Genomic DNA, 12385 nt, shown 5'->3' on the forward strand with positions numbered 1-12385 from the left:
CTTGTTTGTGTTGTCCGGTTGATCAGGGTGCAGTCGGGGTATCCGTCTGCGACGTCGTGTGTTCAAGGGTTTTCAGGGTGCGGCTGCGCCAGAGGTAATAGGCGGCGGGCAGCACCAGCAGGGTCAGCACCAGGGCGGTCACCATGCCGCCGATCATGGGGGCGGCGATGCGCTGCATCACCTCCGAGCCGGTGCCATGGCTCCACATGATGGGCAGAAGGCCCGCGATGATGGTCACCACCGTCATCATCTTGGGGCGCAGGCGCAGGGCGGCGCCGTGAATGACCGCCTGGTGCAGGCCGGCCTTGTCCGGTTTGCCGCTGGCCACCAGATCGTCCCAGGCGTGGTTGAGGTAGACCAGCATCAGGACGCCCGTCTCCACGGCCACCCCGGCCAGGGCGATGAAGCCGACGCCGACGCCCACCGAGAGGTTGAAGTCGAGCAACCAGACGGCCCAGATCCCCCCGACCACCGCCAGCGGCAGGGTGGTGAGGATGAGCAGCACCTCCTGGAAGCGGTGAAACGCGAGATAGAGCAGCAGCACGATAATGGCGAGGGTCAGGGGCACCACGTAGGTGAGGCGCTCCATGGCCCGCTCCATGTATTCGTACTGACCTGACCAGGTGAGGGCGTAACCCGGTGGCAGCACCAGCTGCTTGTCCACCTCGGCCTTGGCCTCTGCCACAAAGGAGCCGATGTCGCGGCCACGGATGTCCACGTAGACCCAGCCGTTGAGGCGTGCGTTTTCGCTGCGCAGCATGGGCGCCTCGTCGCTGATGTAGACCCGGGCCACGTCCGCCAGGGCGATCCGCTCACCCTTGGGAGTGACCAGGGGCAGCAGTTCGAGGCTGGCCACGGAGTCGCGATAGCTCTGGGGATAGCGCAGGTTGATGGGGTAACGCTCGCGCCCCTCAATGGTCTGTCCCACGTCCATGCCGCCCACCGCAGTGGCGAGCACCGCCTGCACGTCGGCGATGTTGAGGCCGTAGCGGGCCGCCTTGAGTCGATCGATATCCACCTTGACGTAGCGACCGCCCGCCACCCGCTCGGCGTAGACGGAGGCGGCGCCTTCCACCTTGCCGACTATCTGCTCGAGTTGCTGGCCAATCTGCTGGACCACCTTGAGGTCGGGGCCGGCGATCTTGATCCCCACCGGGGTCTTGATGCCGGTGGCCAGCATGTCTATACGGGTCTTGATGGGGGGCACCCAGGCGTTGGTGAGGCCGGGGAAGCGGATGAGGGAGTCGAGCTCTTCTTTCAGCTTCTCCGGGGTCATGCCCGGGCGCCACTGGTCGCGGGGCTTGAGCTGGATGCTGGTCTCCATCATCACCAGGTCCGCCGGGTCGGTGGCCGAGTCGGCGCGCCCCGCCTTGCCGAACACATTCTGTACCTCGGGCACAGTGCGGATGAGCTTGTCGGTCTGTTGCAGGATCTCCCGCGCCTTGCCCACCGAGATGTTGGTCGCCGTGGTGGGCATGTACATGATGTCCCCCTCATCGAGCGGCGGTATGAACTCGGAGCCCAGGTGCTGGAGCGGCCAGAAGCCCGCGACCGTGACCACCAGGGCGGCGGCGAGGGTGGTCTTGGGGCGGGCCAGCACGGCATTGAGCAGGGGCACATAGGCCTGGCTCAAGCCACGGTTGAGGGGGTTGGCCTGCTCGGGCAATACCTTGCCGCGGATGAAATAGCCCATGATGACCGGCACCAGTGTGATGGCGAGCGCGGCGGCGGCGGCCATGGCGTAGGTCTTGGTGTAGGCGAGCGGGTGGAACATGCGCCCCTCCTGCGCCTCCAGGGCAAACACCGGTAGGAAGCTCATGGTGATGATGAGCAGGGAGAAGAAAATCGCCGGCCCCACCTCGATGCTCGCCTCGGTGATGATCCGCCAGCGGTTCTTGTCGGTGAGCTCCTCCCGCTCCATGTGCTTGTGGACGTTCTCTATCATCACGATGGCGCCGTCCACCATGGCGCCGATGGCGATGGCGATGCCCCCCAGCGACATGATGTTGGCGTTGATCCCCTGCAGGTGCATCACGATAAAGGCGGTCAAAATCGCGATAGGGAGGGTGATGACCACCACCAGGGACGAGCGCAGGTGGAACAGGAAGGCGAGACACACCAGCACCACCACGGCGAACTCCTCCACCAGCTTGGCGGAGAGGTTGTCGATGGCGCGCTGGATAAGGTCGGATCGATCGTACACGGTGACGATCTCCACCCCGTCGGGCAGGCTGGATTTGAGCTCGGCCAGCCGTGCCTTGACCCCGTCGATGGTGTGCTGGGCATTCTCGCCAAAGCGCATGACGATGATGCCGCCCACCACTTCCCCTTCGCCGTTGAGCTCGGCGATACCGCGCCGGCTCTGGGGACCGGTCACCACGTCGGCCACGTCACCCAGCAGCAGGGGGGCGCCCCGCACATTGGTGCCGAGCGGGATCTGCTTCAGATCCTCGACGCTCTTCAAATAGCCATTCGAACGAACCATGTACTCCGCTTCCGCCATCTCGATGACGGAGGCGCCGGTCTCCTGGTTGCCCTGCTTGATGGCGGTCTCGATGAGGGAGAGCGGAATGCCGTAGGCCCGCAGCTTGTCCGGATCGACCCGCACCTGGTACTGGCGCACCATGCCGCCCACGGTGGCGACTTCGGAGACGCCGTTCACCGTCTGCAGCTCGTATTTCAGAAACCAGTTCTGCAGTGACGTGAGCTCGCTGAGATCGTGCTTGCCGCTCTTGTCCACCAGGGCGTACTGGTAGACCCAGCCCACCCCGGTGGCGTCCGGCCCGAGCTGGGGCTGGGCCCCGGCGGGCAGATTGGGGGCCACCTGGCTCAGGTACTCCAGCACCCGGGCGCGGGCCCAGTAGAGGTCGGTGTCGTCGTCAAACAGCACGTAGACGAAGGAGTCGCCGAAGAAGGAGTAGCCGCGCACCGTGGTGGCCCCCGGCACCGCCAGCATGGCGGTGGTGAGGGGGTAGGTCACCTGATCCTCCACCACCTGGGGCGCCTGGCCCGGGTAGGAGGTCTTGATGATCACCTGGACGTCGGAGAGATCCGGCAGGGCGTCCACCGGGGTCTGCTTGACCGACCAGAGGCCCCAGGCGGTGAGCATGACGGTCAGCAGCAGCACCAGGAAGCGGTTGCCGACGGACCAGCGAATGATGGCCGGGATCATGATTTATCCCCCATCTGGTGCTGGCTGTGATCCATGCCTTCCATGCCTGGCATCTCGCCCTTGGCCTCTTTCATCGGCTCGTCTGCTGCCGGTTTGTCTTCCACATGGATCTGGATGATGCGGTACTCGTCCCCCTCCTGCTCCACCTGCAGATGCAGGGTCTGATCCGGTTTCAGCTGGCTGATGTCCACGCCGTCGGCCACGGTGAAGTCCATCTCCATGGCGGGCCACTGCCACTCGGGAATGGGCTGGTGAGAGATGCCGAGGGTACGCCCGGCGAGATCGATGTTCTGCACCTGGCCCTGGGTCCACACCTGCATGGGACGCACCGCCGTCATGCGCTGGAAGTCCGAATCGATGGCCGATTCTGAGTCGAGCAGGAACTGGGCCGAGCTGACGATGCTGTCACCGGCTTCGACCCCCTCCTGGATGGCGACCTTGTCACCAAACTGGGGGCCCAGGGTGACGGCCACCGACTTGAAGTTGCCATCTCCCAGCGCCAGCACCAGCCGGTCCTGGCTGCCGGTGCGGATCACCGCTTCGCTCGGCACCACCAGGCGGGGTTCCCCCTTGCCGGTGCCGATGCTCACCTTGGCGAACATGTTGGGTTTCAGGAACTCGTCCGGGTTGTCGAAGCGCAGGCGGACCCGCAGGGTGCGGGTGCTCGCATCAAGCGTCGGGTAGAGGTAGTCCACCCGACCCTGCCAGCGGCGGCCCGGGGCATAGTCCAGGGTCATGGTGACCGGATCGCCGACCTTGATCTGGGCGGCCTGGCGCTCGAACACCTCGGCGCTCACCCACACCTGCTTGAGGGTGCTGATATTGAACAGGGGCGCGGCGGGCTCCACATACTGGCCTTCGCGCACCTTGAGCTCTGACACATAGCCGCTGCTCGGGGCATAGATGCGCACCGTCTCCTGCACCTTGCGGGTGCGCTTGAGGGCCGCAATCTGATCCGCCGGTACCTGCAGGGACTTGAGCTTGCCTTCGGCGGCGCGCAGCAGCAGCGGGTTGGTGGTATTGAGCGCCAGCAGGTACTCGTGCTGGGCGTTCACCAGATCCGGGGCGTAGAGATCGTAGATGAAGCTGCCCCTGGCCACCTGCTGCCCCTCGTTCTTGATGGCGAGGTTGCGGATCCAGCCCGCCATCCGGGAGTTGATGGCTTCGAGGCGCTCCTCGTCATAGCCCACGTAGCCCACCGTCTCGATCTGCTGGTGGACGGGCAGTTTTTCCACCTTGGCCAGCCGCACCCCCAGGTTCTGCTGGATCTCGGGGCTGATGGTAACGGTGCCGGGCGAGCCGCCCTGTTTCTCTTCATAGACGGGGATGAAGTCCATCCCCATGTTGTCCTTGGCGGGGCCGTCGCGCTTGTCGCGGGGATCCATGGGATTGACCCAGTAGAGGGGGGCCTTCTCCCTGGCGGTAGTAGCGCCGCCCATCTTGGTGGCGGCCCAGTAGCCGCCGCCAGCCCCGAGGGCGAGCATCAGAGTCGACAGGATCAGGGTCTTGTTCATCGCAGGCCTCCGGCACGAGTCGAACGGGAGGCGCGGGCGCTGGCAACGGCGAAAATCTTGGCTGATGACATGGTTACATCTTCTCTTCTATCAGGCCGCCTGACCGGGTTCCTGCATGAGCGTCGTGTCCAAGGGCGGGGCAGAGGCGTTATTCACGCACCTGCGTCACGCAACACTCGAATCACAGCGAACGGGTTGGGCGGCAAATGGAGCACTGCCGACGAGTCGGCCGGTGCACGGCACTTGTTGCAATGGCGAACCATTGCCCAGGCTGGGGTAGAAGAGGTTTCTAATGGCGCAGCACAGAGAGCATCAGATGCCGTCTGGGCCAGGAGGGGGGATGGGTACCGCGCAGGCGCAGGAAGGGATCCCGCAGCCAGTTGTCGAGCAGGGAGCCGACATGCCACGAAGAGGGGAGCAGCAGCAGGGGGATCAGCAGCAGTGACAACAGCATGCCGAGCAGGGGCGGGGCATTGGCCGCACCGGAGAAGCCGGCCTGCATCTGGCATTCCTCCCCAGACGGGGCACTCTGGCTCATGGTGCCCGAATGGCAGGAGAGGGGAATTGTGTCGGCCTGGCCATGGTTCATGGCGGCGTGCTGCACAGGCGGGCTCTCGTGCAGCGCATGAGACAAGGGGGAGGATGCCGGAAGGGCATCCTGGGCCTCACCCGGGAGGGCGGTGGCCGCGCCATGCCAGCTGATGCACAGGGTCAGATTGCAGACGAGCACCAGCGCCAGCAATAGCCGGGCGATGAGTGCTGTGGGCAATCTCGATGACAACATGGTGCATGTTCCCTGTGACGTATGGGATGAATGTAAACCTTACCTACAGGAGAAGGTCAAGGTTCGGCCGGCTTCATCTGCCAAATAGTTGATATGGATTAAGAAATTGCCGGACCTATGAAGAAGAAAGCCCCCGCGTCTGCGGGGGCCGGGGGTTATGACTTCTCCTGCGCCGTCCTGGACGGCCGCTCCGAACGCCGCATGATGAGGCGGAAGAAGAGCGGGATGAAGAAGATGGCGATGAAAGTCGCCGCCAGCATGCCGCCGATCACCGGCCAGCCGAGGGCGTGGCGGCTCGCCGCACCGGCGCCGCTGGAGGTGACCAGGGGCACACAACCCAGGATAAACGCCAGCGAGGTCATGACGATGGGACGGAAACGCAGGCGCGCCGCCTCCAGGGCCGACTCGATGAGAGTCATCCCTTCTTCATGCTTCATCACCGCGAACTCCACGATCAGGATGGCGTTCTTCGCCGCCAGCCCCACCAGCGTCACCAGGCCTATCTGGAAGTAGACGTTGTTGGTGAGCCCCACGGCCCAGGTGGCGAGCAGGGCGCCGAACAGGGCGAACGGCACGGCGGTGATCACCGCAAACGGCAGGCTCCAGCGCTCATACTGGGCGGCCAGGATGAGGAAGATCATCACGATGCCGAAGCCAAACGCCATGGCGGCGCTGCCGGCGGCCGCTTTCTCCTGGTAGGCGGCGCCGGTCCACTCCAGCTTGGCGTCGTTGCCCAGCGTCTGGGCGGCGATCTCCTCCAGTGCGGCAATGGCCTGGCCCGAGCTGATACCCGGTGCCGGCTGGGCCATGATCTTGGCGGCCGGGAAGATGTTGAAACGCTCGACCAGCTCGGGGCCGGTGGCATCGCGCACTGTCACCAGGCTGGTGAGGGGGATCATCTCGCCGCTGTTGGAGCGGACATAGACGTTGCGGATGTCATCCTTCTTGGCGCGGTAGTCCGCCTCGGACTGCAACTGCACCCGGTAGGTGCGGCCGAACTGGTTGAAGTCGTTGACATAGACCTGGCCGAAGGTGGCCTGCATGGTGTCGAACACGGCGTTGATGGGCAGCCCCAGCGCCTTGGCCTTCTCGCGATCGAGATCCAGGAAGACCTGGGGCACGTTGGCACGGAAGGTGGTGGTCACGCTGGCAAACTCCGGGCGCTCCTTGGCCGCGTCGAGCAGGCGCTGCACCTCGCCCGCGAAGGCGTGCACGTCGCCGGTACCCCGGTTCTGCAGGTAGCCTTCGAGGCCCCCGGTGGTGGACATGCCGGTGATGGGGGGCGGGTTGAAGGTGGCGGTGAAGCCATCGGCCAGCCCCATCAGGCTCATCCCCTGGAAGGTCTTGGCCAGAGAGAAGGAGTCCTGACCCTCACCCTGACGCTCTTTCCAGTCTTTCAGGGTGATGAAGGTGAGGCCGCGGTTGCTGATGATGGAGCCGGACAGGATGTCAAAGCCCGAGAAGGTGACCACGTCCTTCACGTTGGGGTTGGCCATGGCCATCTTGTCGAAGTCGCTCGCGACTGCCTGGGTACGGGTCAGGGCGGCGGCATCGGGCAGCATGATGGAGCCGATGAGGTAGCCCTGATCCTCGTCCGGCACCAGGGCGCCCGGCACCTTGTTGAACAGCACATAGCTGCACCCCAGGATGATGGCGATGATGCCAAAGGCCACGCCGACCCGGCGGTTGAGGAAGGCCACCCCGCGCACATAGCGGCGGGTCAGGGCATCAAAGGCATTGTTGAACCAGACGAAGAAGCGAGCCGGCTGGTGGTGGCCTTCTTTGAGCAAGATGGCGCACAGGGCCGGCGACAGGGTGAGCGCCACCAGACCGGAGATGGCCACCGAGACGGCGATGGTGATGGCGAACTGCTTGTACATCACCCCCGTCATGCCGCCCATGAAGGCGACAGGCAGGAACACGGCCGAGAGCACCAGCACGATGGCGACCACGGGGCCGGAGACCTCCTGCATGGCGAGGACGGACGCCTCCTTGGCGGAGCACTTCTTCTCGCTCATGATCCGCTCGACGTTCTCCAGCACCACGATGGCGTCATCCACCACGATACCGATGGCGAGCACCATGCCGAACAGAGTCAGCAGGTTGATGGAGAAGCCCAGCATCAGCATGCCGGCGAAGGTACCGATGAGTGACACCGGTACCGCGATACAGGGGATCAGGGTGGCGCGGAAGTTCTGCAGGAAGAGGTAGACCACCACGAACACCAGCACGATCGCCTCGAGCAGGGTGTGGACCACCTCCTCGATGGAGATCTTCACGAAGTCGGTGGTGTCGTAGGGGATCTGGTACTCCACGTCCGGCGGGAAGCGGCCCTGCAGGCGTTCCATGGTGGCGCGCACCTGATCGGCGACCGCGACCGCGTTGGCCCCCGGTTGCAGGTAGGTGGCGATACCGATGGCCGGCTTGCCGTTGGCGCGGGCCAGCACGTCGTAGTCCTTGCCGCCGAGTTCGACCCGGGCCACGTCTTTCACCCGGATCTTGGAGCCGTCCGGCATGGCGCGGATGATGATGCTCTCGAACTCCTTGACGTCATCCAGACGACCCTTGGTCTGCACCGTGTAGGTGAAGTCGGTGGGGGTGCTGGTGGGCTGGGAGCCGATCTTGCCCGCCGCAAACTGGGTGTTTTGCTCGCGGATGGCGCCGATCACATCGCTCGGGGTGAGTTGCAGCTGGGCCAGCCGGTCCGGGCGCAGCCAGATCCGCATGGCGTAGTCGGTGCCGCCGAACAGGGAGGTGTCCCCCACGCCGGGAATCCGCTTCAGCTCGTCGATGATGTTGAGCAGGGCGTAGTTCGACAGATAGGTGGTATCAAACGAACCGTTGGGTGACTGCAGGGTGATCACCTGCAGGATGGAGGTGGACTTCTTGCGCACCGTTACACCCTGCTTCTTCACCTCTTCCGGCAGCTGGGCCATGGCGGCCGAGACCCGGTTGTTGACGTCGATGGTCGCCTGATCCGGATCCACCCCGATGTCGAAGTAGACGTTGAGGTTCATCTGGCCGTTGGAGGCGGAGCCGGACTGCATGTAGATCATGTTCTCGACCCCGTTGACCTGCTGTTCAATGGGGGCGGCCACGGTCTGGGAGATCACCTCAGGGGTGGCACCCGGGTAGAAGGCGGTGACCGAGACCACGGCCGGGGTGATCTGGGGATACTGCTCCACCGGGAGCGAGCGCATCGCCGCCAACCCGCCCAGTACGATGATGATCGAGATCACGCTGGCGAAGATGGGGCGTTCTATGAAGAACTTGGAAAACATGGGAGCTCCTTATTTGCCCGCGGCACCCTGGGTGATCTTGGCGTTGATCGCCTTCATCTCTTCGGCACTGACCGGTTTGACCACGGCGCCCGGGCGGGCCTTCATCAGTCCCTCGACGATGTAGCGATCGCCGACCTGCAGGCCGCTGTCGATGATGATGCCGCTGCTGATGGCCGGGCCCAGCTTGACCGGGCGCGGGCTCACCTTGTTGTCCGCATCCACCACCATCACCAGGCGATCGGCCTGGGACTGGACGATGGCGCGGGGCGGCACCACGATGGCGTCCTTGCGGGTACCCAGATCGATGGTCAGGCGCACGAACTGGCCGGGCAACAGGACGCCGTCCTTGTTGTCGAAGATGGCGCGGGCGCGGATGGTGCCGGTGGCCGGGTCGACCCGGCTGTCGGAGAAGTTCAGGCGCCCCGCTTGCGGGTAGGTGCTGCCGTCAGCCAGCTGGATATGGGTGCGCCAGTCGGTGCTGCTCTTGGCTTCGATCTTGCCGCTCTTGACCGCGCTCTCGAAGTTCAGGCGATCCTGCTCCGAGTAGGAGAAGTTGACGTAGAGGGGATCGAACTGGGTGATGGTGGTCAGCAGGCTGCCCTCGCCGCTGGTGGCGATGAGGCTGCCCTCGGACTGGGAGCTCTTGCTCGCCATGCCGTTGATGGGGGCGGTGACCTGGGTGTAACTGAGGTTGAGCTCCGCCTCCTTCACCTTGGCCTGGGCCGCCTGCAGGCTGGCCAGGGCCGCCTCGTAGTTGGCGATGGTGTCGTCATAGTCCTTGCGGCTCACCACCTGACGCTTGAACAGCGGGATGACGCGATCCTTGTCGGCGCGAGCCTTGTTGAGGCGGGCCTGCTCCTGGGCCAGGGTGCCCTTGGCCTGCTCCAGCGCCACCTTGAAGGGGGCGGGGTCGATCAGGAACAGCTCCTGACCGGCGGTGACCGGCTGGCCTTCCACATAGGTGCGTTTGAGCAGGATGCCGCCGACCCGGGCGCGCACCTCGATCTCGCGATAGCCGGCGGTCTCCCCCACCATCTCGGTGGTGAGGGGCACGTCCCCGGACGCCGCCGTTTGTACCACCACGGGTACCGACGGCAGGGTATTGGCCGCATTATCGGTGTTGTCACCACAGGCGCCAAGCGCCCCCGCCAGCGTCAGAGCCACCAGGCTCCGGATGATGCTGTGCTCCCTGCCTGCAGAACTGTTCATGTTACTACCCCTGTGAAATGAGGCCTTCAAGGTGGCCGCGTCTTGTTATTAATCGTTGATGGACTGTCCTTCGACAGAACTAAGTATGGTATTTCCCGAACTTGAACCGGAGCTGTTCCCATCGCCAATCCGCAAAAAGAAAACGGTTTCTTTTTCGGGTTTTTGGCGGGCGGCTATCCGGAGCTCCGTGGCCAGGGGCCGGCAGGTTCCAGAACGGTGGCGGCAAGAGGGTTGCAAGAGGGCGGCGGGGGAGGGAAGAGGCGGTGATCGGCTGGATGGCGGCCGGGGATCTCGGAGGGCGGCGGCGGGATGACTCGCCAGCGGCAGGGCTCAGGCGCCAGCGAGAGAGGGGGAGCTCAGGCCCCCCTCAGTCATGGGCCAGGGTCGGGCCGGTGTGACGATTGGGCGCCACCTCCTGGTTGGCATGCCTGTCACTGCAGCATGGCGGCTCAAGGATGTGGAAAGTATCCCCATCGGTGAGCCGCCATGATCAGATCATCACGCGAAGGTGGTCCAGATGGGGGCGTGATCGGAGGGCTTGTCGATGCCGCGCAGTTCGTAGTCGATCCCCACCTCGGTCACTCTGTCCTTGAGGGCGTCGGAGGCCATGATGAGGTCGATGCGCAGGCCCCGGTTCTCGTCAAAGCCGCGGGAGCGGTAGTCGAACCAGGAGAAGCGCTCGCACTCGGTGGGGTTGGCGGCGCGGAAGGTGTCGGTCAGGCCGAATCCCTTGAGGCGCTCCATCCACTCCCGCTCGATGGGCAGGAAGGAGCACTTGCCGTCCCGCAGCCAGCGCTTGCGGTTCGCCTCGCCGATGCCGATGTCGAGATCCGTGGGGGAGATGTTCATATCCCCGATCAGCGCTATCTGATCGCCGGGGGTGTGGTGGGTCTCGAGGTAGTGCTGCAGGTCCTCATAGAACTTCTGCTTGGCGGGGAACTTGGTCTCGTGATCCTGGCTCTCCCCCTGGGGGAAATAGCCGTTCATCACCTTGATGACGGAGCCGTCTTCCCGCTTGAAGCTGGCCATGATCATGCGGCGCTGGGCGTCTTCCGGATCGGTGGGGAAACCCTTCTGCACCTCGAGTGGCGCCTGCTTGCTCATGATGGCGACCCCGTAGTGCCCCTTCTGGCCGTGGAAGACCACGTGGTAGCCCATGGCTTCCACGTCCGCGACCGGGAAGGCCTCGTCGTGGACCTTGATCTCCTGCAGGCCGATCACGTCCGGCTGGTGCTTGTCGATAAGGGCTTGCAACTGATGAAGACGGGCACGCAGGCCATTGATATTGAAAGAGATGATCTTCATGTTCGGGGTGCTCATGTCATTTTTATAAGTGGCTATTGGACTAGGAATCCGCGATGGATGCAAGTTCGGGGGCCGGGGAAGGGGGAAAGGTCCCCGGCCGCCAGCCTATCGGGTCATCTTCTTGACAAACACCACCACGAACAGCGCCAGCGTGAAGCTGCCGGTGAAGGCCTCGAGGGCGGCAAAGATCCGCGACAACCCCACCGGGGTGAAGTCGCCATACCCGAGCGTGGTGAAGGTCACCACGCTGTAGTAGAGGCATTCCAGCAGGAAGATGGCGTTCTGCTCCAGGGGGGCGTCCGGGCGATAGACGAGGTGCTCGCCCGCGAAGCTGAGGCCGAAGAAGAAGTAGAACACGCTGCAGATGAGGATGAGCAGCAGGGAGAAGAGTACCACCCGCATGGGGGCCTCGCCGTAGCCGCAGAAGAGGTCGACTATCCAGGAGGCAAAACGTTGATAGGACCAGAAAGGCATCTGCAGACGGCGCATGGTGAGCTCCTGCTGGATATAGCGTCCGGACATGGTGAAAATGCCCTGGGCCTCCGAGGCCTTGCGCAGGTCCCGGTAGGTCTCTTCCGCCTCCTTGAACCAGACGCGGGCCTGCATGGTGTCCCGCTCCTTGCGCCCCTTTCTGTCCTGCATCAGCCGGGGGCCGGTATCCAGGTTGTCGAGGCGGGTGTTCTTCCAGCGGATGCCGAGCAGGTTGACGTCGTGCAGGGTCGCGCAGTGCAGGTTGGCGTCGCTGAGGTCGGCCTTCATCAGGCTGCCCCCCTTCATGCGCAGGCCGTAGAGGTGGGCGCCACGCAGGTTGGCGCGATAGAGGTTGCACTGCTCCAGCAGAAAGCCTGCCGGATCCTGCTTGTTCACCAGGTTGAGGCCGCTGAGCTCGGCGCGAGCCAGTTGCAGGCCGTGGCACAGGCCACCCTGTCGCACATAGTGCTCCAGGTCGGCCGCGGTGTCCGGGGATTGGTGGGGGGCTCTGGGGTCATGCCAGCGGCACAGATCCTGATCTCCCGCCTCTTCGGTGCAGTGGCGGCCATCGGCCACCAGGTATCGGCACATCGCCATGGTGTTGCCCCTCCCTTCCTGAAGTCTGTATCAGCATAGGTGAGGGGAGAGG

7 protein-coding genes are annotated in these 12385 nt (G+C 64.4%); all 7 read right to left on the reverse strand.

Going from position 1 to position 12385, the window contains the following annotated elements:
* Positions 1-22: 22 nt before the first annotated feature.
* The 7 genes from J9885_RS18145 to J9885_RS18175 all read right to left on the reverse strand — a co-directional run bounded on the left by J9885_RS18145 (position 23) and on the right by J9885_RS18175 (position 12333).
* Complete coding sequence (locus tag J9885_RS18145; protein ID WP_210550286.1) at positions 23-3172, reverse strand: efflux RND transporter permease subunit; 3150 nt, start codon at positions 3170-3172, stop codon at positions 23-25.
* Positions 3169-4686, reverse strand: coding sequence for an efflux RND transporter periplasmic adaptor subunit (locus tag J9885_RS18150; RefSeq protein ID WP_210550287.1), 1518 nt, complete (start codon positions 4684-4686; stop codon positions 3169-3171). Before J9885_RS18150 ends, J9885_RS18145 begins: the two co-directional genes overlap by 4 nt.
* Positions 4687-4975: 289 nt before the next feature.
* Positions 4976-5470 carry a hypothetical protein gene (locus J9885_RS18155; protein ID WP_210550288.1) on the reverse strand — a complete coding sequence of 165 codons (495 nt, stop codon included), beginning with the start codon at positions 5468-5470 and terminating at the stop codon, positions 4976-4978.
* 155 nt (positions 5471-5625) lie between these two features.
* Complete coding sequence (locus J9885_RS18160) at positions 5626-8751, reverse strand: multidrug efflux RND transporter permease subunit (protein WP_210550289.1); 3126 nt, start codon at positions 8749-8751, stop codon at positions 5626-5628.
* Positions 8752-8760: 9 nt separating this feature from the next.
* A complete protein-coding gene (locus J9885_RS18165) occupies positions 8761-9960 on the reverse strand; it encodes an efflux RND transporter periplasmic adaptor subunit (protein WP_210550290.1) in 1200 nt (399 codons plus the stop codon).
* A 498-nt stretch (positions 9961-10458) separates the two neighbouring features.
* Positions 10459-11265, reverse strand: coding sequence for an exodeoxyribonuclease III (gene xthA / locus J9885_RS18170; RefSeq protein ID WP_043759212.1), 807 nt, complete (start codon positions 11263-11265; stop codon positions 10459-10461).
* A gap of 105 nt (positions 11266-11370) precedes the next feature.
* On the reverse strand, positions 11371-12333 hold the full coding sequence (locus J9885_RS18175; RefSeq protein ID WP_210550291.1) for an ion channel: 963 nt from the start codon (positions 12331-12333) through the stop codon (positions 11371-11373).
* Positions 12334-12385 lie beyond the last annotated feature (52 nt).

This window comes from Aeromonas sp. SrichE-2G (assembly GCF_017939565.1).
Taxonomy (GTDB): domain Bacteria; phylum Pseudomonadota; class Gammaproteobacteria; order Enterobacterales; family Aeromonadaceae; genus Aeromonas; species Aeromonas taiwanensis.

Coding starts and splice junctions, on each gene's coding strand:
- J9885_RS18150 (WP_210550287.1), bottom strand. CDS start 4,686: ATGAACAAGACCCTGATCCTGTCGACTCTGATGCTCGCCCTCGGGGCT.
- xthA (WP_043759212.1), bottom strand. CDS start 11,265: ATGAAGATCATCTCTTTCAATATCAATGGCCTGCGTGCCCGTCTTCAT.
- J9885_RS18175 (WP_210550291.1), bottom strand. CDS start 12,333: ATGGCGATGTGCCGATACCTGGTGGCCGATGGCCGCCACTGCACCGAA.
- J9885_RS18165 (WP_210550290.1), bottom strand. CDS start 9,960: ATGAACAGTTCTGCAGGCAGGGAGCACAGCATCATCCGGAGCCTGGTG.
- J9885_RS18155 (WP_210550288.1), bottom strand. CDS start 5,470: ATGTTGTCATCGAGATTGCCCACAGCACTCATCGCCCGGCTATTGCTG.
- J9885_RS18145 (WP_210550286.1), bottom strand. CDS start 3,172: ATGATCCCGGCCATCATTCGCTGGTCCGTCGGCAACCGCTTCCTGGTG.
- J9885_RS18160 (WP_210550289.1), bottom strand. CDS start 8,751: ATGTTTTCCAAGTTCTTCATAGAACGCCCCATCTTCGCCAGCGTGATC.